A 23,657-nucleotide genomic window follows, 5' to 3' on the forward strand; every position below is an offset into this window, starting at 1 on the left:
CACTATGGCGAGCGCCGAATCCAAGCAAAAGATTCGGCAATTAGCAATTGTGCTCTCGAGCATCGATCGAGCGCCCGCTCAGCGGATCCTGAGCTCCTTGCCTCGGGAGACCGCTACATCGATTCGCCAACTGATGAACCAGCTTGGCATGGTCTCGACTGCTGAACGAGATTTAGCGTTTGAAACTCTGCGGCCGATTTTACAATCAATCGCGCCGGGACTTCAAGCTTCGTCCTCAAAGCCTCCGGCCCGCGTTGACAATTCCGATGTCAGTCCGGCCGAACAACTGCTGGCGCAAGGTTTTCGCCAACATGACTATGCGGATATCACTTACGAAAAGCTTACTCCTGAGAGCGGCTTGGGTACAACGCACAGCGAATACCGCAACGAATTAGAACGCAACAGCCACATCGGCTCTGGAATTGCTTGGTACGATGCTTCGAGCAAGGTTTGGGCAGAACTGTTGCAAGTCGAACGTCCGATCCTAATCGCTACCGTTCTAGCACACGCCCCTGAAGGCCTGGCAAGCGAGATTCTACAGGCACTGCCAAGCAAGGTTGCGTTAAGCACGTTGGCGGCCATGCCGAAAATAGGAACCACCGAACTGGAGATCTTGTCAGAAATCGCTGGCCAACTGAATTCTCGCTTGCTGCAAGCTCGAGATCGTTCCCCTGGCGGCGGATGGGGAATGAACAAAGCAAAAGGCATTTTCGAATCCTTGCCCAAGGGGATTCGATCGCAATGGATCAAGCAACTGGAGGGTATCGATAGCAGCGTGGCTACTGAGTTCTCTGAGTCCATGGTAGACGAGGAAACCGAGGCGGCGATCGCTTCGCTGCCCACCGAAGCCATGGCTGCCACCGCTGCCACAATCTCCCCTTTAGCCAATCCGTCGATTCGCATTGCGGAGCACACTCGGTTACCGGATGTCAGCGATGCAGTTGTCGCGTCGCCGCCTGCCGCTGTAACCGCAGCGGATGATGTGGTTGCCTATGACGCCGAAGATTTCGAAGCGCTCCTGCAACTTTCAAAGCAAGACCTTGCCCGCGTGGTGCAATGCTGCAATCCGGAAACAGTTCTACTAGCTCTGTCAGGAGCTAGCCGTAAGTGGGTTTCGCATTTTGAAAAGATGATGCGTCCACGTGACATTCCACGTTTAAGAGCTCGCTTAAAACTCTTCGACAAGCGTTCGGTTGATGAGATCGATCAAGCTCAATCCACTATTGTACAGTCCGCTGCAGACCTAGGCTTATTCGCCAGCGGTACTAGCGATCTCATGGTTGCATAACGACAAGTGAAAAAGGGTACTTCGTATGGCAAGCATCTTAAAACCCCGCAATCTTCCCCCAGGAGTTTCCCTGCAAAAGCTGGAAGGATTCAACTGGGAGGATGTGCTATCGAAAGCACGCCAACATCTGGAGCAAGTCCGTATTCAATCTCAAGAGTTGATTAACCAAGCCAGAGGTGAAGCGGAAGCCATCAAACAAAACGCGCGTGAAGAAGGCAAGCGGGCAGCAAAAGCGGATCTCGAATCGTTGGCGCAAAAGCAAGCTGCTACCATCGCAACCGAACGGATCGATGCAAGTTTTCAGTCGCTCGAGCAGTTGTCCGAGCAGTTAGAACAATCGACTCAGCAATGGCTTCGTCAATGGCAACACGAAACCATACCACTGGCCATCGTGATCGCAGAAAGATTAGTGCGAAGACAAATCGATATCGACCCTTCGATTTTGCTGCAGTGGATCTCCGATGGCATTTCGCTGGCGCGAGGCGAGCATTCGCTGCAAATCCGTATCCATCCGGAAGATCGCAAAGTGCTAGGTCCACGACTGGATACTTTCGTTTCCAAGATTGGCCAGAAACAACAGATCACCATTGTTGAAGATGAGTCGCTGCAGTCGCCTGGGATAGTCATTCGTTCTGACGATTTAGAAATCGATGCACAACTGGTCTCACAACTCGACCGACTCGTAGAAGAAATGCGATAGCCTTCATGTTGCAATTACCTACGATTCCCAAGGCCCATCAGTGGGCCCCGATCCTTGCTCGCAGCGTCAATGTCAAACTGACGGGCCGCGTCAGTTCGATTCGCGGCACGACCATTGTCGCGGCGGGCATGCCCGCGCCGGTTGGAGCGGTGGTGAGCATCCAGCGACTCTCAGGCACACCTGTCCAAGCGGAAGTCATTGGCTTTGACGGAAACTTGTGTATCCTCGCCCCATTAGATCCTATGGCGGGCGTGAGCCCAGGGGATCGCGTCAGTTTGATTCGTGCCACTCGTACCATTCCGATTTCCACGGAGATGCTCGGTAAGGTTTTGGACTCAGAGGGAAAGCCGCTGGATAGCAGTGAGACGCTGGTCACCAACTATCGCGTCGAATGTGATTGTTTGCCGGTATCGGCGTTGGACCGACCGCCGATTCGCCAGGTCTTTGCCACCGGCGTCCGGGCGATCGACTCGCTGCTGACCATTGGTTACGGCCAGCGATTGGGTATCTTTGCCGGGTCGGGTGTCGGAAAAAGCACGCTCCTGGGAATGCTGGCTCGTGGAGCGGTTGCCGACGTCGTCGTGATCGGGTTGATCGGCGAACGAGGTCGCGAAGTTCGCGAGTTTCTGGAGAAAGACCTCGGAGAAGAAGGTCGCAAGAAATGTGTCACCGTGGTTGCGACAAGCGATACACCCGCGCCAAAGCGCATCCTGGCCGCGAAAACAGCAACCGCCATCGCAGAAGCTTACCGCGATCAAGGGAAATCTGTACTACTGTTAATGGATAGCGTCACTCGATTTGCCATGGCGCAGCGCGAGATTGGCTTGGCCGCTGGCGAAGTGCCAACCACTCGCGGATACCCCCCCAGTGTCTTTGCAATGCTGCCTCAACTTGTCGAGCGAACTGGAAATGCGAAATCAGGCTCTATTACAGCGATCTATACCGTTCTGGTGGAAGGCGATGATGCTAACGAACCGATCAGCGATGCTTTGCGTGGATTGCTGGATGGTCACTTGCACTTATCTCGTTCGATTGCCGCTAATGGTCGCTACCCTGCAATCGATGTACTGCCGTCACTGTCGCGATTGCAAAGCGAGATTGCTTCGGAAAAACACCGCGCTTTGGCCAGTAAAATCCGTCAGTGGATGGCTGTCTATCAAGAGAACGCCGACCTTATCAACATCGGTGCTTACACTGCTGGCAGTAATCCCAAGATTGACGAAGCCATCGCTAAACGCGACGCAATTGAGGCGTTTCTTGGTCAGGCGCAAAACAGCATTGTCAGTTGGGATGAAATGTTAAAACAGCTTAACCAGTTAGTCGCTTCCAGTACTATCCAGAAGGCCGCAGCATGAACCGCAAGTTTCGCTTAGCCTCCGTGATGACTGTCCGATTACGCCAACGCGATGTCGCGGCAGGGCAAGTCGAAGAGATCAATCGTGCTATTGGCATGTACCAAGAGCAGATGAACGAAGTCGCCGGCGAATTGGAATCGCTGACCACTCAACGCAAACAACAATCGACAGGTGGATTAGAAGTTACCGAGTTGCTCGATATGCAACGCTATGAAATGCAGTTAGGGATACAAATTCAATCCATGCAAGAGCGAATGCAATTATTACAAGCAGAAAAAGCACGACGCGATTCCGCTTTGCTTGTTGCGATGAAAAATCTGAAAGCGATCGAGCACTTGGAACTGCACCACATCGAACAATTGAAAGTCCACGACGCAAAACTATTGCAATCGCGTTTGGATGAGTGGACAAGCACCAATTTGATTCGCCAACAGTCCTAGAGGAGCCCGCTGCGAACGTGTTGAATAGCATTGCGATGCGACACCAAGTACATGTGGGAGAACAATCATGATCAAAAAGTTAGCAAACTTGTTCCTTTGGTTCTGTGCTGCAACGGTGTTGGCTCAGGTCATCATCTTGCTGCTATCTTTCTTCCGTGGAAACATTCAACAGGACACCTTTGTCAAACTGGTGGCCACGCTAAACGGTATCGATATTGAAGGCGAACGATTACGAATGGCGATGTCCAAAGATAAAGATGCTCCCAAGCCGACCCGGGAAGAGATCGTGGCTGCCAAAGCTCAACAAAGCTTGGAGTTCGACCAGCGGGAAAGGGCATTGAATCGCTACCGCGAACAACTGGAGAGCATGCAAAACAAGCTCCAAGTTGACATCAAGGACTTTGATGCCCGGCGTCTGGCATTTGACGAAGCGATCGCGGCGAGGTCCAAGAATCTTAATGACCAAACTTTAGGAGAAGTTCAAAAAATCATCGAGCTACTAGCTCCGGAGCAAGCGAGTGCTCAACTGATAAAAATGTTAGAAGATGGATCACCGGAGGATGTTGTATCAATTATTAAAGCTTTACCGGACGATAAACGAACTAAGATACTGCGAGAGTTGGCGGATGCACAACCAGAACAGCTTAAAGATGTGCTGGCAAAGATTCGCGATGGTGTAGGGCTAGACCAAACAGCCTCTACGCAATCGCCTTAGCCGCCTACTAGTTCGCAAGTAGTATTGGCATTGCTTTGTCTAGCTCAATGGCGAGTTGGGCAGAAAGGATGTCCGAACACATCTACGATCCTTCGGGGGGAGGTTCTACGATGACGAACGCTTTCGTCCAAGCGACAAGCCGCAATGAATCATCGTCGGAGTATGCCGATAAGTGGCGCCGCTCCGCAAATGCCAATTTATTGGGCGTAGGGAATTCTTCGCAAGGCTTGCTGTTCGACAAACTCTTCACGGCAGATTTCTTCCAATCGGCCATGGTCGCCGCTCCTGCGATTCCGCCGTCGACGGCACGCAGCGCAAGTGAACCTTCCTCGACAACACCAACGCAGCCAACGAGCAATCCCGAAGCAACTTCACAATCACGCGAGCAAGAGGAAGACCGCGAAGAAGGTTCCGCCTCGACGAAGGAAACGGACGCAAGTTTAGTGGCTGCGGCCTGCTACTATCACGGCTTCCAGCCAAACTGTGCGCTGGAACAAAATTCCGTCGAAGAAAAAGTTGACACAAATGAGGCTGTACCAGGCTTGGCCGAGCAAGCCACGGTTGCTTCTGAAGTTGTCCAGCGTCCTGCCGAAACGGACGAATCGATCCCAGCCGAAGCAGCGGTCTCGGCCGAAGCAGCACAAGACGATGTGGTCAATCCACTGCAAGCAATAGGGATGGGCAATGAAGAGGATTCTAAAGTACCGGAAGCCGAGTCGATTCCAGCCACGTTAGTGAACTCAAAAGATGAGCTTCCCCAAGAAGACCGCCGTCGCCGACGCGAAAGCAAGCCTGTAGAGAATGCAGACCGCGAAACCTCGTTTGTCGATTCAAGCCTTCCGAGTTCGCTGAACGTTCCAGAACTTCCCAATGCTCAAAAGCAGATCGAACCCGTAGCGGAGGAGACTGGGCAGGCAGCCCAACAAGAATTCGCGTCTGCGTTGGAATCAACTCAGGTTTTCCGAGAGGCTGGACAAGCAGAAAGCGCTGTTCGCAATCGACGGGCAGAGCATCTTGAGTCGCGTCGAACGCAGGAGCCTTCTGCAGCGACCGAGCCAAGCCGTAACCCCGACAGCATCCAGTCCGTTACGTCGGGCGGCTTGGAGATAGCGGCCGCTGAGCAAGCGTCGATCAACGCAGTTCCCGCTGGAACACAATCCACGACGGTTGCAGGGGCTGACGTATTGGCAGCTTCGAGTGCCGCATTGGCCCCAGCCATCGATCTAGCGAGCCCGCCTCCATCAGAGTCGATCTCACCGGACAGCGTTGTGTCGACAACTAATCCGAGCACGACCTTCGACAATTCCAAAGTACAACCGGCGACTTCTGCCGTTGGATCGACGTCCGCTATTTCGTCTACATCGGCAGGCGCCGCAGGCGGTGGGGCAGGCAGTACGGTGCAGCAGGGGGGGCAAAAAAGCGGTCAGGCCTCTACGTTAGGTACGACTGGTACGCCGTTGGTTCCTGGTGAACAGTCGCTTACGGAGTACCAAGCATCGCGGCTACTGCAACGGGTGCTCAAAGGGCTCGAAAAATTTAGCGATGGCTCTACTTCGGTGAAATTGCGACTTCATCCACCGGAGCTTGGCGCACTTGAAATGAGCTTGCACATGAACCAGCAACGATTATCGGCAACGATCGTTGTGGATTCTGAAATGACGAGACAAGTTCTGCAGGAGAATCTGCCTCAATTGCATAGCAAGCTAGCGGAGCAAGGCATTACGATCGAGAAGTTTGAATTGCAAATGCAGTCGACTCCCGAGCCCAATCGCAGCGGCGGCTCTTTCTTCCAGCAGTCGGGATTCCATGGCGGGAATGCGAATGGGCAATCAGGGCAGGGAAGGCTGTTTGGAGAAGCGAGGTTCAATCGCATCACGCCACAGTCGGCTGTTGATACCAACGTGCCCTTGGACAGTGCATCACTTTCGTCACAAGGAAGCCCGACTTTGAACCTGCGAGCATGATGCATGGCAACCGGATAAGTTCGAGCCATAGATTCCTCTAGCATTGAAATCTTAGGATCGATAAAAATGCCAGTGGTAGAAGGCTGGTGAGTCATTCCAACTGGTTTAGCGGTTGTTTTTTGATTCCATGGTCCCGCGACGGCTCTATTGCAATAGTTGCAAATTTAATCGCTCTGAAGAACGCAAAGGATTGCATAACTCATGTCACAGATCAATGGAACCTCAAACAACGCGGCTTCAACTTTCACCCAACCTAAGGGCAATAGCATTGACACGCTCAGCCAAGATCAATTCTTAAGTTTGATCATCACCGAGTTACAAAACCAAGACCCGCTGCAACCCACCGATAACGCGGCGCTGCTAGAGCAAATTAGTCAACTGCGATCATTGGCAGCGAATGACTCGCTGATGAATACGCTTGGTAGTTTCTCGGTCACACAAGAGCTTACTACAGCTAGCAATCTGATAGGTAAAACCGTGGACGCGTTGGACATCCAGGGTACGGCTGTCAAAGGTGAGGTGTCGAGCGTATCGATCAAAGTTGACGAAAATGATCGTAACAATCGTCAGATCCGAGTGCACGTCGGCTCTCAAATAGTCGATATAAAGAACATTCGTGAAATTGTACCGACTGAGTAAAACAGTCCTCGAAGTTCTAGTCGAAAGCTATTGGGAGCAACGCAATGGGGTTGACTTCGTCATTGAGTACTGCGCTGACGGGCATGAACGCAGCGGAGACCCAGATTGATGTGCTGGGTAACAACCTCGCTAACTCGCAGACAGTTGGCTTTAAATCTTCTGAAGTCGTCTTTGCTACACAGTTCTTACAGACGCTTTCATTGGGAGCCGCGCCGACGGTGGGCAATGGCGGTACCAATCCGCGTCAAACAGGTTTGGGTGTGCAGGTTGCGGGCATCAATCAAAGCTTCCGCCAAGGCACCATCGAAATCAGTAGTAATCCGTCAGACCTGGCGATTCAGGGGGATGGTTTCTTTCAAGTGCAGGGCGGCCAAGGAGAAACGTTATATACCCGCAATGGGATATTCCGACTCAACGCAGCCAATGAATTGGTCACATCGACCGGCAATCGACTGCTCGGTTATGGCATTGATGACAAGTTCAATATTCAGACATCTCAGGTGGTGCCATTGACAGTGCCGCTGGGTACCGAGGCGGTTGCAAAGGCCACAACATCGGTCACCATGCAAGGTACCTTGTCGGCTCAAGGTGACATCGCGACCGTTTCTGAAATCATCCAAAGTGCGATTCTAGGTGACGGTTCGATTCCGCGACCAACTGGATCTGGCATCAACGTGACATCCGCCAATCGACCTTCGTCGGCCGCGGTGACAGTTGGACAATCTGAAGGTGGCAGTGGGACGCATCCCGAAGGTGCAACGTATAGCTACCGGCTTGTGTTTGTTGATTCCGCAGGAGAAGAAAGTCTAGCTAGCGATCCGATCAGCGTTACGGTTCCGGCCGGTAACGGATTGGCGGATAATCAAATTGTGCTTAACAATCTTCCAAACGGTGGGACTCAATTCTCTCAGATTCGAGTTTACCGTACCACCGATGGCGGCAACGAACATTTCTTGTTAGGCACAGCCGCTACGGGTGGATCGTTTATCGACGACAATTCCGTTCCGTTATCCTCAACGGCACTTGATACCAATCCGCTCAATGGAAACTACACGTACATGATCACCTACTTCAAGGCAGGTGAACCTGAGTCACGGCCTAGTCAATTGGTGGGTCCATTGAACGTTGTTAATGGTCGAATTCACTTAAGCAATTTTCCTACTCCACCCACACCACCCTCTGGCGGTGGGTTCCCGGCTTACGATGAAATTCGAATTTATCGAAATCTTGCGAATGATCCAAACTCGTTCTACTTGGTAGATACCGTTCCTCCAGGTGTCAGCTATACCGATAGCCGAACTGACGCTGAGATTAGCAATCTGGCGGTGACGGGTAATAAACGGGTCGATCTGGATGGACCGACGATCGACAGCAATACTCTGCTGGTAAACGTAACACGTCGTGATGGATTTGATTACCTCAGTCCTTTCCAAGAAGGGGAGTTGACTTTCAGGTCGCGCAAAGGTGGAAGAGTTACTCCCGAAGCGACCTTCACAGTTACGAGCACGACCACGGTTCAGGACTTGATGAGCTTCATTTCGGATACAACTGGTATCCAGACTGATAGCAACGATGCTGCGAACCCCATTCTTGCATCGCAGAATAACGTCCTGGGTGAAGGTGGTACGATCTTCCCGGGTGTGTATATCAGCAACGGTCGTTTGCGAGTTGTCGGCAACACTGGGACTGATAACGCGGTGGAAATTGACCTGACAAGTTTCAGACTTCGCGATTCTTCTGGCGCGGTAACGACACCAAACCTCGCTTTTGGTTCCGTGCAAACAGCAGTGGGACGCAGTGCCACCGCAGACTTCGTGGCGTACGACTCGTTGGGCTTGCCGCTCAACGTTCGACTTACCGCCGTCCTGGAGAGTCGCGACGATAACAGCACCACTTATCGCTGGTATGCAGACTCGGGGGATTCTCAGTCCAGGACGAATCAATCCATTACGGTCGGAACAGGCCTCGTGCGTTTTGACGGTAACGGTAACTTTATCTCTGCAACGAATTCGACGGTCGCTATTCAACGCGATGGTTTACCAAGCGAAAAGCCGTTAGAGTTTAAGATCGATTTCAGCAGCGTGAGCGGTTTGGCGTCCGAGTTTTCGACTCTTGCGGCGTCTCGTCAAGATGGATCTCCTCCGGGTGTTTTGACCAGTTACATTATTGGTGAAGACGGCTCCATTAGAGGTGTCTTCAGCAACGGTGTATCGCGAGACTTGGGACAAATCCGCTTGGCGCGTTTCACCAATAATAATGGTCTTGAACAGCGTGGACAGAACTTGTTCGCTCAGGGGATCAATACGGGATTGCCGATCCAAGGAAGACCCGGCGAAAATGGGATTGGCACGGTCTCGTCCGGTGCGTTGGAACTTTCCAACACCGACGTCGGTGGCGACTTGGTAAACCTTGTACTTGCAAGCACGCAGTACCGAAGTAATGCCCGAGTCATCACGGCCACGCAGCAACTGTTCGATGAATTGCTGAACTTAAGGCGATAACTCGAGGGCTTACTTAGTTGCGTTTTTAAGGTCGGCGCGCTAGAAAAGTGCGCCGTCCGATGGCTCATCCACATCGTCTTTGGGTGGCGGGATGATTTTCAGGTGCCGATACGCTTTTGCCGTCACGCATCGCCCTCGTGATGTACGCACGATAAACTCGCTGCGCAATAAGAACGGTTCGACTTCATCTTCCAGAGTATCGGACGAAACGCTCATCGTGTGCGAGATGGCGTCAAGGCCTGCGGGGCCGCCGCTGAAAACGCGGATGATGGTCTCCATGTAACGTCGGTCTTGACGGTCTAGCCCGATATCATCAACTCCCCGCATCTTCAAAGCACGCAGAGCCACATCTATCGTGATACTTCCATTCGCTTTGCTTTGCGCGTAATCCCGGACCCACAGCAAGCAGTTGTTTGCAACGCGGGGCGTCCCGCGAGAGCGCCTTGCGATCTCGAAGGCAGATTCTTGGTCTAAGGGAACATTGAGTTTCTTGGAATTGCGCATCAAGATTTCGACCAAATCTTCGACTTCGTAGTAGCTCAAATGTTCGCGAATCTGAAAGCGATCTCGCAGTGGACCGCTTAGCATCCCCGCTCGAGTGGTCGCCCCGACTAACGTGAAAGGCTTAATGGCTAGATTCAATGTCCGAGCGTTGACGCCTTCGCCCAGCACAATATCTACCTTGAAGTCTTCCATCGCAGTATACAGGTATTCTTCGACGGCTTTGGGGAGACGATGGATTTCATCTATAAATAAGACGGAACCATATTCGAGATTGGTCAGATACGGCAGCAGTTCTTTAGGAGCCTTCAGCGCCGGTCCGCTTGCGGTCTGCACGCTAACGCCCATTTCTTGAGGGAGACAAGTTGCAAAGGTGGTCTTTCCAAGTCCCGGCGGGCCATCCAGCAAGATATGTCCCAGCGGTTCATTGCGCTTCGTGGCGGCATCGATCGCAATTTGAAGTACCTCCATGACCTCGCGTTGGCCAACCATGTCGGACATGCGTTTAGGACGTAGGACACCATCGGATTCTGGTTGCTCTGGCACATCGTCGCCAACAATCTTCTCTCGCACCATTGGCGAACTTCGCTCCAAAAAATGTCCAACTAGGCCGCTGGCAGTGAGGGCCGCGCAAAAAACCGATCGTCCAACTCAACCCAGCCAAAAGTGGGCAAAACGGAAACCAACTAGCCGAGTATCATAACGCTGATTGGAAAAATCGCCAATGTTGACGCGCCGAACTGGATGCGGGTCGCTGGCCGCGCGCTCGTCAAAACCTCGAAAATTCAACTGGAAGGCCGAGCGAGGTGGACGAACTGGATCGCATTTATGATAGAGCCGGTACGGTGTGTACCATCAGCAAATTATGAGTGTCGCTGAGCACTCCGGTGCCGGTGACATAAACAACGATATCTCCCGGCGTCAGCATGCCTGTCTCACAACCCCATCGATTGACGTCATCCACGAGCGCTTGAGGACTATCTAGTTTCTCAACCTTGTGGGGCATGATTCCCCAGAACAAACACATCCGTCGCAGTGTGGAATCGATATCGCTGACGCCTAGAGTTGGAATATAGTTTCGCTGTTTGGCTTTGACCCACGCCGTGCCGCCAGAGTGCGATGCGACAACAACAAGTTTCGCGTTGATAGTCTCAGCGATATTAGCTGCATTGTGCGTGACTGCGGACGTGATGATGTGGACCTGTTCGGTTGTCTTCGCTTGGCCTGCGTTCGGCATTCCCTTTAGCAACTCTTCAGTACTATAAAGAATGCGATTCATCATCTCGACCGTTTCCACAGGGTATTCGCCAATCGCGGTCTCACCGCTGAGCATACAGGCGTCAGCACCGTCGAGAATAGCGTTAGCCACATCGCTAGCTTCTGCTCGTGTCGGTCGAGTGCTGGTGTGCATGCTTTCCAGCATCTGAGTTGCGACAATGACGGGCTTCATTTTATCGCGGCAAACTTGAATGATCCGTTTTTGGGCCACCGGAGTTTCCGCTACATCAATCTCGACACCCAAATCACCGCGAGCCACCATCACCGCATCGGCCGCTTCGACGATGGACTCCAGTTGTTGCATCGCTTCGCGTTTCTCGATCTTGGCAATGATCATGGCGTTGGATTCCATGGAGGCAACCAAGTTCTTTAAGGAGTAAACATCTTGGGCTGAGCGGACAAACGATAGCGAAATAAAATCGATGTCGTTCTTGGCTGCCCACAGAGCGTTCTGGACATCTTCTGGTCGCATCGCGGACACGCTGAGTGCGACGCCTGGCAGATTGATCCCTTGTCGCGATCGAATCTCGCCGCCCATCTCAACGCGACAGGTTATGCAATCTCGCGTCTTTTCGATTACCCGCAAAGCGATCCGGCCATCGGCCAACATCACTTGGTTATCTACATTCAATTCATCGATCAGCTTGGGGTAGTTGCACGTAAAAGACTTTGGGTCGTCGGTCACGTCACCGCGGATGAAATTGACCAGCGAGCCCGTCTCCATCAGCATAGGGTCTTGTACAAGCTGCCCTAGACGAATTTTCGGACCACTCAAATCTAAAAGCACGCCGACGGGGAATCCCGATTTGGCCTGCGCTTTGCGGATTTTCCCTAGCATGCGTTCGTAGTCTTCTTGTTTACCATGCGCAGTATTGATGCGAAACACATCGACGCCATGGTTAATCAGTTCGACCAGCATGTCTTCAGATTCACAGGCTGGACCGACGGTGGCTACAATTTTGGTTCGAGCTTCTGCGATTTTGGGACGCGTGGCAATTTGCATATCAGGTCTGTCGTTCGTTGGTTCCAAAAAGTCCATCGTAGCGTAGAATGCGAGTCCTACTGGTTGTATCTTACCAGGGCATGAGTGCAACGGGGCTGTGATGACGTTTGACGGACGATGGAAAAATCAATGGGTCGTAATCGGTGGAGGTTCTCGTGGGCTAGGGTTAGCGATTGCACGCAGGCTTGCTAGTTGCGGTGCGAAGCTGGCCATCATCGGTCGCGACATTGAAACTCTTTCCCGACTACACCAAGAATTAACAGAACTGGGATCACCTGATGTCGAAATTTTTGCATTCGATCTAGCGGAGATTTCGGCGACGTCGAACGATCAAAGGGATGTGTTCATCCAGTTTTGCAGCCAGCACGCGGTCGCAATGTGCATCGCAGCGGTTGGTAAGTCGGATCGCGGGTACGTTCAAACGATCCGTGCAGAAGACTTGCTTGATGCGATGCACGTCAACGTCCTCTCCAGTTTGCATTTAACACAATTGGTGCTTGAAAGTCTGCGCGGCACGCGAGGGCAGATGGTGTTGATCGCCTCGCTGGCTGGGATTGTGGCCGCACCAGGAATGGGAGTCTATTCCATCAGCAAGTCGGCTCAAGTTGCCTTTGCAAGACAATTGCGACGGGAGAACAGGGTCATCGGAGTTACTTTGGTTTGTACAGGGCCCATCGCGCGTCAGGATGCGGGCGTTCGCTATGGTGAAATGACTAGCCAGCGAGAATTGCCAGAACACTTGAATGCACCAGGTGGAGGCGTACAACTAAAGCTGCTCGATCCCGTCCAGTTGGCCAATCAGATATTGGATGCGGCAGCAAAGGGAAAGACCGAATTGATCGTACCATGGAAAATCCGCTGTTTGCTCGCCATCGCAGCCTTCTTCCCCGGACTAGCCGATCGGTTGGTGGTCAATTCGTTTGCGAAGGCAGCCGGTAGGAAGAATCAGCCATAAGTCCATCGCATTTAAGGAATGCCAGGGAAAACTTACAATGGAAGTTATCGACGAACAATTACTGCAACTGGTGGAGCACTCGGAATACCAGGTCCGATCGGCGGCTTTGGAAAGCCTGTCGGCAAGTTTCTGTGAATCGCCTGCATTGTTGCCAGCGGTATTTGCCGCATGGGATAGTTACGGCCCTGCTCAAGCGTTTCCGGACTTTCCAATGCTGTCCCATTTGCCCGCATCGCAAACGCATGCGGACGAAACGTTGTTACGGGCCAGCGCAATGTGCCGCGATCGCAAGATTATCGATCCTGTCTGTCGTTGTGCCGGGAAATTGATCGAGGCCTATTCCATCGCAACTCCTGATGCTTACGACGGACACATCCATCGCTTTGTGAATTTGCAGCGGGAATCGAAGATCTTTTTTCGCGTAGATATTGAGCTCATGCAGCGACGACTTCAAATGCATCAGCAGTCGACAGAGGACTTGCAAGCAAGCGTTCAGAACAATGTTGAATTATCGAAACTGGAAGTCGATCCCGACAAGCTAAGATTCGCGATTGATGAACTTAACGCCCGCGATTCGGCGCTGCATGTCTTTGAATTGGCTTTGCAAGCCATCCAATCAAACGACGCTCCGCAGAATACAGCCATCATCGATGCTTGCCTGCAGGTCATCACCCGTCGCCGCGTGGTTGGAATTGAGGAACAGCTAACCACCATGATTGACCATGCGGAAACGAAGATTGCGGATGCGGCCGCCATTGGGCTTGCGAGGTCGCGCAGCCAAGCAGCACTCGACGCGATTTCGAAAGGGTTTGCCGAGATGTCTTCGAGCGGTCAGCTTCGCGCGGCTATGGTTTTGCAGCGGATGCGGATTCCGGGCGTTTCCTCTCGCATTCGCTTGCTTCGAGATTTGGTCCGCGGCGATGCCGCCGTGACAGAGGCTTTAAAGATTGCGGAGCTATTGCAGTTTGACTTTGAAGCAGTGGAGGATTGGCTCGAAGCCCTCCTAACTATCGAAGATCGCAGCCTGCATCACATTCAACAACGATTGCATCTCGCGGTTCCTTTGTCCAACCAAGTGCCAGAGGAAGACCAAGCTCGCTTTCTAAAACTATTTCGCTCGCGATTAACGGCGTAGTTCCCAATGTTGCAGCTTACAATTCAACTTGAGAGCATACGTACTAGCCACCCATGCGGCAATTCAGCCAACGGGCCTGACAATTGAATATGATGCGCAGCCGCGACTTGCTTGGCGGCGAGAAAACCACTGCGGATTGCACCCTCCATGGTGGCTGGCCAATCTGTCGCAGTCCAGTCCCCGGCCAGCCAGACATTTGCGGACGCAAAACGGTCGACCAACCATCGACTCGAAACACTTTGCGGAGTGACACTGAATACGCTGCGTGGATCTGTCACGACGCGAGTTCGCAAGAGCCTGGCGTTTTGGATCTCTGGAAACACGGTCTTCAGATCGTTGCGGAGAACCGTTTCGATATCCGGTCGGTTCCGCAATTGAAAGTCCCGTGAGGCGCTGATCACAATTTGATAGTACTGCTGGTCTGGCGAAGCAGCTTCTTCTTGCGTTTTTGGAAAGACCCACTGGCATAACCGGTTGACCAAGATTGCATGCGGCGTAGGCATCCAAGCTTTATCCCACCAAGTATGGAGCCCTGTAATCGGTGAGGGTTCCAGTGCAATCGGCGGTTGAGCACGTCCCATTGAACCGTAGTCTAATACATCGGACAGTCGAAACCATGGAATGCAAGAAATGACATCTTGAAAATATTGGGTTGTTGCACAGCGATCCTTTGTAAATTGGATGCCGATTCTGCCTGGTAGAGCTGTTGCATTGGGGGCTTCATTAGGGCAAAAAATACGTTCCACCTTTGTACTGGTATGTAACTGGATTTTGGAATGCGACGCAAACCACGTGCGGACATCTTCATCGAACAGTTTGCTCAAAGGTTGCTTGGGGATCAATAATTGATAAGCATGGCGATGATTGGCAAATCCATCGAGTAAAACTTTTCGAGCTGGCTTCAACGCAACTCGATCTATCGTTTCGCCTAGAGCGGAAACCAGGATCGTGCTCCAGAAAGTTTGGATGACATTTTCCGATTGCCGAGGTCGCAACCAAGCTAACGCGAAGTCTTCGAGAGCCGGATCATCATCCCGCATACGCATCAGAGCGATCATGGCCCGACCGATTCCTAGACGTTCAAAAAGATTCAAGCCTGGCCAACGCATTAACAGCCCGCTCAAGTGCAACGGAGCAGGGCAGGGCCAAGCCTGCAGTGGCAAGTGCTTTCCGTCGGCATCATAGAAATGCAGCGTGCGCTCAAATGACCAGGCCTGCTCTTGATTCAGCAATCGAATCAAATGCGTAAGATTGGTGCAGCAGCGCATACCAGCGTGCTGGCAATAGTCGATCACTTCACCACTGTGTGGATCTTCAAAGGATCCGGCTCGACCACCCAGACGTTCCTTTGATTCGAATAGGCTTACGTAGAAGCCTGCATTGGCGAGTGCGATGGTCGCGGCGATCCCGGCAAGTCCTCCGCCGACAACCGCGATTCTTCGTGGGTTCTTTGTCTCGTCATTCATAGGTGCGTACTATCGAGAGCATGTCCTAAGAAAAACAGGTGTGATCGCATGCTGAAGATACAGGATCGTTTTGCGATGCAAGGGGATTCGAATGCGTTGTTGCCATACGATATCGAGCTGTCGATCGACTTCGACAAGCAGCGTGCGATACGATTTCCACATCAGCGAGAACATGCGACTGCCATCCAGCGGCAAATTATGTATCAGCGGTTGGGCGACTGCATAGTGCTGCAGAGCCTGTTGAATGTAGTCCTTCATTAAGCCGCGCCAATCGCCGTCGGGCTTTTGATTCAACCATTTGGCTGGAGAGCAACCGTATTGCGTCAGCGACTCGGCGGGCAGATAGATGCGTCCCCTCGCTGCGTCTTCGGCAACATCTCGCAGAATATTGGTCAATTGAAAAGCAAGCCCGCACTGGATAGCGGCTGGCTGGCACACCTCCAAATCCCCTCTCCAAATCTGGATACATGCAAGACCAACTGAGGAGGCGACCCAACGGCAATACTGATGCAGGCCATCGCGAGTTTGAATCATTGCTTGCGGATTCAAATCGAACTCAGCTCCGCGAACCAAGTCAGCGAGGTAGTTGAAATCCAAATGGAATTGCGTTTTGAGTTCCAGCAGCGCGGGTACCATCCGCAGGAAGCGACTCAAGACCGGCGAAGCTTGGATGGCCAACTCGGCAGGCTGAACGTTTTCTTCAGCGGATTCAACGGTGCCTAGCCACCAGAGCAAGTGCTCGCAGGCCGCAGTCGCGGTTGTGCGATCCAAAGCCGAATCGTCTGCAAGATCGTCGGTCAATCTGGCGAACGCATACAACGTGTGCATTGCTTGCTGAGCATCGGCTCTCAGGAATGCGAACGATTTGCGAAAGCTGCTTCCGCTCTGCCGCACAATGTCCCGACAATACTGTTGAGATTCCGCTAGTTGGTAATGGTTTAGCACTGTTGGGTTTTCAAGTGGTTATGCAAGTTGACTATCTCCGGCTGGTTGTAATTGCCGGAGAGGCTGAGGCGGATGATGTTGTACTTTAGTCTTGTCACGCTCGTGAGATCAAGTTTTGAAGTAGCGAGTGTATGGCATGCGATGAGTGACGCAGGCCCGCGTCAACAATATCAGCTTTCGGCTTTTACTCACCGTAGGACGCTGAGTCCAAACGTCGAACTTTTGAGCGGCAATCGCATCGCAGATAGCAAGCCCTCCGCCGGCAAACAAGTGTATATCGCGAGCGAGCCAGCGTGGGACGGAACGCCACAATTCCCAGCCTTGTACGAAATAGTTTCGGGCCTCAGTAACCCAGGCTTGTAGGGCCAATTGCAATTCTTTGGTGGGCTTGCCAGCCAGCACCATGGGTTCGGTTGCTCCAAATTTTCGGTACAGTTCGGCAGGCATGTAGATGCGGTTTAGCTGGGCATCCCGCTGCATATCTTGGCAGAAATTCACTAATTGCAAACCGGTGCAAATTGTATCGCTAAGCGATAATTCACGACTGGAAGTCACATTTGCCAGATTCAGCACCAGGCGTCCGACCGGGTTGGCACTGCCGTGGCAATAGGTCAATAAATCCTGAGTGCACTGATAACGAGTCTGAATCTGATCCCGCTCAAAGGCATCCAGCAAATCAAATAATGGCTTGGTTGCCAGCTTTCTTCGCTTTACGGTATCAGACAAAGCAGTCAGAATGGGGTTGGTGGAAGGCTGGCCAGCAAGGACTTGGTACAGTTCGTTACGCCATGATTTAAGGGCACGGAGAGCAATCTCAGGTGATGGCTGCTCGTCCGCCAAGTCGTCGGACCAGCGGCAGAATGCGTAAAGATTGAAAAAGTCTTGCCGCAATTCCTTGGGAATGAGTAAACTGGCCACCGAAAAATTTTCGTAATGCGTCGTGGCTAGCCGACGACAGTATTCGTTTGCACTCGCGATGTTTTTTGCAGTTCGTTGTTCCGTCGAATCCGTCACAGTCAATCCGCCTGTTTGTCAGTCAATCAGCCAGTTAGCTATCTTGTGGAAGCCGATTGGTCGCCTCAAGAGTTTCACTGGCTATAAAAAATATCATGGAAATCATAGTTGCATCACCCCGAGGATTTTGTGCTGGCGTCAATATGGCGGTCCAAAGCTTGGAGCTAACGCTGCAACGCTTCGGCGCTCCGGTGTACGTTTATCATGAAATCGTTCACAACCAGTATGTCGTCGAAACATTTAAGCAGCGAGGGGCAATATTCATTGAAGATTTGCATGAAGTTCCCGTCGGCGCGACGCTCATGTTCTCCGCGCATGGTGTTTCTCCCGAGATTCGTCGTTTAGCCGATTCCAGGAATCTGAACGCGATCGACGCTACTTGCCCACTGGTAACGAAGGTCCACCTTGAAGCGATCAAGTTCGCAAAACAGGGTTACACGATCATTTTGATTGGTCACGAAGGTCATGACGAGGTGATTGGTACCATGGGCGAGGCACCTGAAGCGATCTTGCTGGTGGAAGACACTGAAGATGTGGACCGGTTGGTTTTTCAGTCGACAACCAAACTTGCTTACCTTACACAAACCACGCTTAGTGTCGACGACGCGAATCGGATCATCAATCGCTTAAAGGAGCGATTCCCATGGATCGTTGGGCCGCCGAAAGAAGATATCTGCTACGCGACTCAAAATCGTCAGGAAGCGGTTCGAATACTCAGTCAAGCGGTCGACAAGGTTATCGTGTTGGGAAGCCAAAATAGCAGCAACAGCCAACGCCTGCGAGAACTGGCCGCTGAGATAGGAAAGCCAGCCTATTTGGTCGATGGCCCTCAGGACCTGCGCAACGAATGGTTTAGCGTGGGCGATAAGGTGTTGGTCACCGCCGGAGCCAGTGCGCCCGAAACAGTTGTCGAATCGACAATCGATTATCTGAGAATCAACTTCCAGGCCACCGTCAGCCAGCAATCGATACGTGAGGAAGTGGTCGTGTTCCCTTTACCAAAGAAACTGCGGCATCCGCCCAGCAGTCCTGCATTGGCTGGCTCTTGAGGTGATGCAAGGCTTTGGCGAAAACAACCCAACATCCGCGTCGTTGGCCAAAGGCTGGCTGGCGGCCTTGATGCTCGGGACCGCGGCGATCTGGGGGGGGCTGGTCACGTTACGCGAACCGTTGTGGATCGATGAACTGCATACGTACTGGACTTGCAGCGATGGTCTCGAAGCGGTGGCCCAACGCGCAAAATTTGGCAATCAATCGCCGACTTGGTTTTACTTGCCCTCCCTTTTCTTGCTGGTCACCGATTCGTCGACAAACCCTTTTATCAAGCAATGTCTACTGCGACTGCCAACGCTGGTCTGTTGGTTTAGCGCCTTCGCGTTGATCGGCCACCAAATGTATCGCGTGCGGTCTTCGTGGCTACTTTTGATGGGCTTAGGCGGGCTGTTGGTTTGTGACCAGATCAGTTGGTTCTATGCGGTGGAAGCGAGGCCCTACGCGGCTGTCGCATTATTAATGACGATTGCTGCAGTAACGCAGCTTTCTAACCTGCCCGGTCGCACAAGAATTCGGGAAGCCTGCTATGTCACGGCGGCTGCCGGAGCAGTGTATGTCCATTACACAGCCTGGATCATGGTGGTAGCCTTATGGCTAGCAGAATTTGTGATGCTACTGACAGTGTCGAACAAGACCGATGTTCGAGATCGCAGTCATCGCTTGCTGAGGCGAGTTGTGCTGGTTTTCCTCATTGTTTTGCCAGCGTTGTTTGAACTCTGGCAGATCGGGCAAAGCCGGGCATTATGGCAAGTGTTTGCGAGTCAAACCAGCTTCACGGCGATCCGCACTTTACTGCCAATCGATGCTTGGTTTTTGCCAGCGCTGTTAGTCGCGTTTGTCTTCCAACGCCGCAAAGGTTTGCCGGCGGATGTGGTGGATCGACAAAGATTGGCAGTGACACTCGCTCTGGCTTGTTTGATCGCAGTGCTCACCATCTGGGCTATGGCCGCTTTGCAATTAGCACCCTTAGTGCATACGCGTTATCTGATTGGCGGTTATCCGATCTTGTTGTTGGCGGTCGGACTGCTGCTGGCCGATGTCGTGGTAAGGTGGCGTGTCATAGGGGCCATTTGCGTGATGGCATCAAGCTGGATGATAACGCAAGGCGGGCCCTATTGGATTCGATACGGCCAGCCGGTGATCTGGCAGCGTCATGAAAACTGGCCAGAGGTAGCGACGATTGTTGCTGACGAGATTCGATCTCAGCGCAGCGATCAACTCGCTTTTGCACCGATGCTGGTTGAAACCTCAAGCCCAGAGTCTATCGAACAATACGGAGCCGAGCAATTGTTGTATGGGCTGCAAGCGGCCTGCAAGTTGTACTCGGCGAGCCCGTATTTGATTCCGTGGAAAGACACTTTGCTGGTCGCCAACCGAATTCAGGATCGGTCGTTGGAGTTGGCTGGGGGGGCCGCGGCGGCAGGGCATGAACAGCCTCCAGACAGCAGCCGGGCTCCTGACTACCGGAGGGGGCTGCTGCTTGTGGTTCGTGCGCCGGATGGACGTTTGGAGCCTTGGCTAGCGGCGTTGGAGAAAAGCTGGCGGCTGCCTGCGAAATCCTATAAAAAATTATATGGAAATGCGGCTCAGCGTCTGTCCGTCTATCGCTGGGAGCCAGTTTTTAGTGAACAAGAACCTTGATTCAGCGGTATCATGGAACGGTTTGGTGATGACTCCCAGTTCGCTCAAGGAATTCGTATGTTTCGAACTCTTGCCTGCTTTTGCCTGTCTGCAGTCAGTTGCACTTCGGCTGCGCTAGCATTGGACGGTGCGGGGGACCAGCAAGAGGCGATAGATCAGCGGGTCCGCGCTTCGCTTCAGCAGCACGTCGAGCAAATGATGGCTGGATTGTCGGTCGAAGCTCGAGCGGGCTATCTTGCCCTGGTCGACAACGTTTATCTGCCGCACGACTTTGACGAGACCGTGGTGCGACAACTGGAACAACTGTCTTTGGATGCGCCTTTTTTTCAGGTGCAGAAGGATGCTTCCAGGGCAAGCGATCAGTCTGGCTGGTCTGCCGAACGGGAGCAGGCGCTAAAAAACTTCGGTATTTCGCCGCGTCCGGATGCGCCGCACAAGCCGCTGCAATATGTCGTGACCAAGGAAGGGAAGTGGGTAATGAATTGCTTTGCTTGCCACGGCGGCAGCACTTATGGCGTATCATTCCCAGGAGCACCCAACACAACCTACGCGCTGGAGTCGTTGACCGAGCAAGTTCGACGCATCAAGCTGAAGAATAAGCTGCCGCTGGCTCATATGGACGTCGGTTCGATAGCGATGCCGCTTGGGACAACGATTGGCACCAGCAATGCGGTGATGTTCGGTGTTGCATTGATGAACTATCGCGACCGTGACTTGAATGTTTTCCCGCTGAAGGCGCCTCCGCCAATGATTCACCACGACATGGACGCGCCGGCTTGGTGGCATTTTCAGCGAAAGACACACATGTACGCTGACGGCTTTGCAGAGAAGGGGCATAAAGGCTTGATGCAGTTCATGCTTGTGCGTCAGAATGGCCCTGAGAAGTTTCACGCGTGGCAGGAAGACTTCAAGAATGTGTACGCTTTTCTTTCCCAGGTTCAGCCACCAAAGTATCCGCTTGAAATCAACCAAGCCCAAGCAGCGCGTGGCAAGGCGGTTTTCCTACAAAACTGTGCCACTTGTCATGGCACCTACGAGCAGGGGCAGCGGGACTACCCGGAAGTCAATATTGCTCTATCGGAAATTGCTACCGATCCAGTGCGCCATGTCGCCCTGACGCCACAAAATCGCAAGCACTATGGCGAGAGTTGGTTTGCCGATTATGGTCAACAAGCAACGCTTGCGGAACCAGAAGGCTACACTGCACCACCGCTGGATGGCGTGTGGGCAACAGCCCCTTACTTTCATAACGGCAGCGTGCCAAGCTTGCGGGGCGTATTGTTCCCAGAAGAGCGACCGACGGTTTGGCGACGAATCAGCGAATCATTCAATGTTGATGAGGTCGGCTTTGTTTACGAGGCCATGGAGGATCTTCCAAACGATTTTTCGCGAATGCCAAGCTACCAGAAACGATTCTTTTTCAATACCAAAGCTTTCGGGAAATCAAACTCTGGACACGATTATCCGTCGCATTTAAGTCGTGCTCAGCGGGAAGATTTACTTGAATATCTTAAGACGCTTTGAGTTATTCCGATGCAAAAGCCCTAGTTGTAATTGACGTAGCGGCATAAAATCTTTCTGCCATTCGGTGGCTCTCAAGGCGAATACAAGTCATGGAGCTGACTGATTGAATGGTTGCCAACTAGCGGCCCATCGTGGCGGAGAAATGCTGCTCGTTGTATGATCGCTCAAGAACTTATTGAATTTTTGCTACCCAGGAGTCGAATTGAAGTGACCACCCAAATTTTAGCAGCCCGTGCTGGAGAGATTACGCCAGAAATGAAGTTTGTCGCCGAGCGTGAGCAGTTGGCGCCTGAACTAGTCCGCGATGAGGTTGCCATAGGTCGCATGGTGATCCCCGCCAACAAAGTGCACTTGCAAGGTCGACTGGAGCCGATGGCCATCGGAATTGCTGCTAAGTGCAAGATCAACGCTAACATTGGCAATTCAGCCGTGACATCCAACGTCGACGATGAATTAGAGAAACTTCACACTGCGGTCCACTTTGGTTCGGACACGGTGATGGATTTGTCGACAGGCAAAGACATCGATGGCATTCGTGCCAAGATTATTGCTGCTTCACCGGTACCAATCGGAACCGTACCGATTTATCAGATGCTGGAAGAATTGGGCGGTAACATCGAAGACATGCGCGCTCAGCACTTCTTGGACATGGTCGAGCATCAAGCTAAGCAGGGTGTCGATTACATGACAATCCATTGCGGCGTCTTGCTGGAGCACTTGCACCTGACGGTCAATCGCGTCACCGGCATTGTATCTCGCGGCGGTTCGCTGATCGCCAAATGGATGATGACGCATCAAAAGCAGAATCCGCTTTACGAAGCATTCGACGATTTGTGCGACATCATGCGACAGTATGATGTTACTTGGAGTTTAGGCGATGGTCTGCGTCCAGGTTCAATCGCTGATGCCAGCGATAAAGCGCAGTTTGCAGAATTGGATGTCTTGGGCGATCTGTGCCGACGCGGTTGGAAGAATGGTACTCAGGTAATGGTTGAAGGTCCTGGGCATATTCCAATGGACCAAATCGAGATGAACATTAAGCGTCAGATTGAAGTTTGCGACGGAGCTCCATTCTATGTCTTGGGGCCATTGGTTACCGATATCGCTCCCGGCTATGACCACATCACCAGTGCGATCGGTGCTGCGATGGCGGGGATGGCGGGTGCCGCGATGCTGTGCTATGTCACTCCCAAAGAACATCTCGGATTGCCCAATCGCGAAGATGTCAAGCAAGGCGTCATCGCTTATAAGATTGCAGCTCACTCGGCGGACGTCGCTCGCCACCGCAAAGGGGCTCAAGATCGTGACGACGCACTTTCACGAGCACGTTTCTCCTTTGATTGGAACGAGCAGTTCCGACTATCGCTGGATCCTGAGACGGCCAAGGCGTATCATGACGAAACGCTGCCGCAGGACACTTTCAAATCAGCTCACTTCTGCAGCATGTGCGGACCGAAGTATTGCTCGATGCGAATCACGGAAGATATTCGCAAAATGGCGGCCAATAAAGAGTTGGTGAACCTGCAACCTTCGAGCTAAT

19 protein-coding genes are annotated in these 23,657 nt (G+C 52.4%); 14 read left to right on the forward strand and 5 right to left on the reverse strand.

The window, feature by feature from the left end; genetic code table 11:
* Nucleotides 1–4: 4 nt before the first annotated feature.
* From SH302x_RS02685 to SH302x_RS02720, 8 genes are all read left to right on the forward strand, one after another.
* The gene (locus tag SH302x_RS02685) at nt 5–1,288 is read left to right on the forward strand and encodes a FliG C-terminal domain-containing protein (protein WP_479367155.1); all 1,284 of its coding nucleotides are present in this window, start codon (nt 5–7) and stop codon (nt 1,286–1,288) included.
* Between the two features lie 25 nt (nt 1,289–1,313).
* Nucleotides 1,314–1,988: a FliH/SctL family protein gene (locus SH302x_RS02690; protein ID WP_479367156.1), complete on the forward strand. Its 675-nt coding sequence runs from the start codon at nt 1,314–1,316 to the stop codon at nt 1,986–1,988.
* Between the two features lie 5 nt (nt 1,989–1,993).
* A complete protein-coding gene (locus SH302x_RS02695; protein WP_479367157.1) occupies nt 1,994–3,343 on the forward strand; it encodes a FliI/YscN family ATPase in 1,350 nt (449 codons plus the stop codon).
* On the forward strand, nt 3,340–3,783 hold the full coding sequence (locus SH302x_RS02700) for a flagellar export protein FliJ (protein ID WP_479367158.1): 444 nt from the start codon (nt 3,340–3,342) through the stop codon (nt 3,781–3,783). The genes SH302x_RS02695 and SH302x_RS02700 overlap by 4 nt, the downstream gene beginning before the upstream one ends.
* Before the next feature lie 67 nt (nt 3,784–3,850).
* A complete protein-coding gene (locus SH302x_RS02705; protein WP_479367159.1) occupies nt 3,851–4,498 on the forward strand; it encodes a hypothetical protein in 648 nt (215 codons plus the stop codon).
* Nucleotides 4,499–4,608: 110 nt separating this feature from the next.
* Nucleotides 4,609–6,462, forward strand: coding sequence for a flagellar hook-length control protein FliK (locus SH302x_RS02710; RefSeq protein ID WP_479367160.1), 1,854 nt, complete (start codon nt 4,609–4,611; stop codon nt 6,460–6,462).
* A 201-nt stretch (nt 6,463–6,663) separates the two neighbouring features.
* On the forward strand, nt 6,664–7,101 hold the full coding sequence (locus tag SH302x_RS02715) for a flagellar hook assembly protein FlgD (RefSeq protein ID WP_479367161.1): 438 nt from the start codon (nt 6,664–6,666) through the stop codon (nt 7,099–7,101).
* Between the two features lie 44 nt (nt 7,102–7,145).
* Nucleotides 7,146–9,602: a flagellar hook-basal body complex protein gene (locus SH302x_RS02720; protein ID WP_479367162.1), complete on the forward strand. Its 2,457-nt coding sequence runs from the start codon at nt 7,146–7,148 to the stop codon at nt 9,600–9,602.
* A gap of 39 nt (nt 9,603–9,641) precedes the next feature.
* On the opposite strand, the gene ruvB is transcribed toward SH302x_RS02720, so the two are convergent.
* Together ruvB and pyk are read right to left on the reverse strand one after the other, a co-directional pair.
* Entirely contained in the window at nt 9,642–10,679 is a 1,038-nt protein-coding gene (ruvB, locus tag SH302x_RS02725; protein ID WP_479367163.1) for a Holliday junction branch migration DNA helicase RuvB, read from the reverse strand.
* A gap of 250 nt (nt 10,680–10,929) precedes the next feature.
* On the reverse strand, nt 10,930–12,420 hold the full coding sequence (pyk, locus tag SH302x_RS02730) for a pyruvate kinase (RefSeq protein WP_479367164.1): 1,491 nt from the start codon (nt 12,418–12,420) through the stop codon (nt 10,930–10,932).
* Nucleotides 12,421–12,484: 64 nt separating this feature from the next.
* Here pyk and SH302x_RS02735 point away from each other — a divergent pair, with 64 nt between their 5' ends.
* Nucleotides 12,485–13,339 carry an SDR family NAD(P)-dependent oxidoreductase gene (locus SH302x_RS02735; RefSeq protein ID WP_479367166.1) on the forward strand — a complete coding sequence of 285 codons (855 nt, stop codon included), beginning with the start codon at nt 12,485–12,487 and terminating at the stop codon, nt 13,337–13,339.
* A 37-nt stretch (nt 13,340–13,376) separates the two neighbouring features.
* A complete protein-coding gene (locus tag SH302x_RS02740) occupies nt 13,377–14,474 on the forward strand; it encodes a hypothetical protein (RefSeq protein ID WP_479367168.1) in 1,098 nt (365 codons plus the stop codon).
* 23 nt (nt 14,475–14,497) lie between these two features.
* On the opposite strand, the gene hpnE is transcribed toward SH302x_RS02740, so the two are convergent.
* The 3 genes from hpnE to hpnC form a co-directional block, all read right to left on the reverse strand.
* Nucleotides 14,498–15,940, reverse strand: coding sequence for a hydroxysqualene dehydroxylase HpnE (gene hpnE / locus SH302x_RS02745; RefSeq protein ID WP_479367169.1), 1,443 nt, complete (start codon nt 15,938–15,940; stop codon nt 14,498–14,500).
* A gap of 9 nt (nt 15,941–15,949) precedes the next feature.
* Nucleotides 15,950–16,885 carry a phytoene/squalene synthase family protein gene (locus SH302x_RS02750; protein WP_479367171.1) on the reverse strand — a complete coding sequence of 312 codons (936 nt, stop codon included), beginning with the start codon at nt 16,883–16,885 and terminating at the stop codon, nt 15,950–15,952.
* Nucleotides 16,886–16,993: 108 nt separating this feature from the next.
* Nucleotides 16,994–17,899 carry a squalene synthase HpnC gene (gene hpnC / locus SH302x_RS02755; RefSeq protein WP_479367172.1) on the reverse strand — a complete coding sequence of 302 codons (906 nt, stop codon included), beginning with the start codon at nt 17,897–17,899 and terminating at the stop codon, nt 16,994–16,996.
* Nucleotides 17,900–17,994: 95 nt separating this feature from the next.
* Between hpnC and ispH the strand changes: the two genes are divergently transcribed.
* The 4 genes from ispH to thiC all read left to right on the forward strand — a co-directional run bounded on the left by ispH (nt 17,995) and on the right by thiC (nt 23,656).
* The gene (ispH, locus tag SH302x_RS02760) at nt 17,995–18,948 is read left to right on the forward strand and encodes a 4-hydroxy-3-methylbut-2-enyl diphosphate reductase (RefSeq protein ID WP_479367173.1); all 954 of its coding nucleotides are present in this window, start codon (nt 17,995–17,997) and stop codon (nt 18,946–18,948) included.
* 4 nt (nt 18,949–18,952) lie between these two features.
* Complete coding sequence (locus SH302x_RS02765) at nt 18,953–20,593, forward strand: hypothetical protein (RefSeq protein ID WP_479367174.1); 1,641 nt, start codon at nt 18,953–18,955, stop codon at nt 20,591–20,593.
* A gap of 57 nt (nt 20,594–20,650) precedes the next feature.
* A complete protein-coding gene (locus SH302x_RS02770; RefSeq protein WP_479367175.1) occupies nt 20,651–22,117 on the forward strand; it encodes a c-type cytochrome in 1,467 nt (488 codons plus the stop codon).
* 207 nt (nt 22,118–22,324) lie between these two features.
* Complete coding sequence (gene thiC, locus SH302x_RS02775; protein WP_479367176.1) at nt 22,325–23,656, forward strand: phosphomethylpyrimidine synthase ThiC; 1,332 nt, start codon at nt 22,325–22,327, stop codon at nt 23,654–23,656.
* Nucleotide 23,657 lies beyond the last annotated feature (1 nt).

Source organism: Njordella calcicola (assembly GCF_056494125.1).